A 731-nucleotide genomic window follows, 5' to 3' on the forward strand; every position below is an offset into this window, starting at 1 on the left:
TATGGTTTTCAGAAATACCGTAATGATCTCCGTAAATGATAATAACAGAGTTGTCATACAGCCCTTCTTCTTTTAATTGTTTAATAAATCGTTTAAGAGCTTCATCTGTGTAACGAACAGTTGGGAAGTAACGGTTTACAACACCACTTTCGGAATTAAACTCATCAACATATTGATCTTCTGGATTTAGAAGAAATGGAAAATGGTTTGTTAAAGTAATGAACTTTGTATAGAACGGCTGTGGTAAAGATTTTAGCTTTGGAATCGATTGTTCAAAGAACTCTTTATCTTTTAATCCCCAACCGACAGACATTTGCTCTGTGCCTACGTAATCATTTAAATTAAAGTAACGATCATATCCAAGTGCTGGATACATTACATCACGATTCCAAAACGTTTTATCGTTTGAATGGAAGACAGCAGAAGAATATCCGTATTTCTTTAATTGTTCTGGTGTAGCTGTATATTCATTTGTTGCGTGAGTAAAGAATACAGAACCGCGGTCTAACGGATAAAGTGAATTTTCAACGATAAACTCAGCATCAGAAGTTTTACCTTGTCCTGTTTGATGATAAAAGTTATCGAAATAAAAACTATCTTTAATAAATTCGTTTAAAAATGGAGTAATTTCTTTTCCATTTATTTTTTTATTAATAACAAAACTTTGTGTAGATTCCATTGAAATCAAAATGACATTTTTACCTTTTGCAGCTCCAAATAAGTTTTTATCA

The 731-nt window shown here is 31.7% G+C and carries 1 protein-coding gene; it reads right to left on the reverse strand.

Going from position 1 to position 731, the window contains the following annotated elements; all coding sequences use genetic code 11:
* A partial coding sequence (locus tag KI369_RS28230) for an LTA synthase family protein (RefSeq protein WP_212958958.1) occupies window positions 1-731 on the reverse strand: 731 nt, incomplete at both ends.

The sequence above is a fragment of the Bacillus sanguinis genome, from assembly GCF_018332475.1.
GTDB lineage: Bacteria > Bacillota > Bacilli > Bacillales > Bacillaceae_G > Bacillus_A > Bacillus_A sanguinis.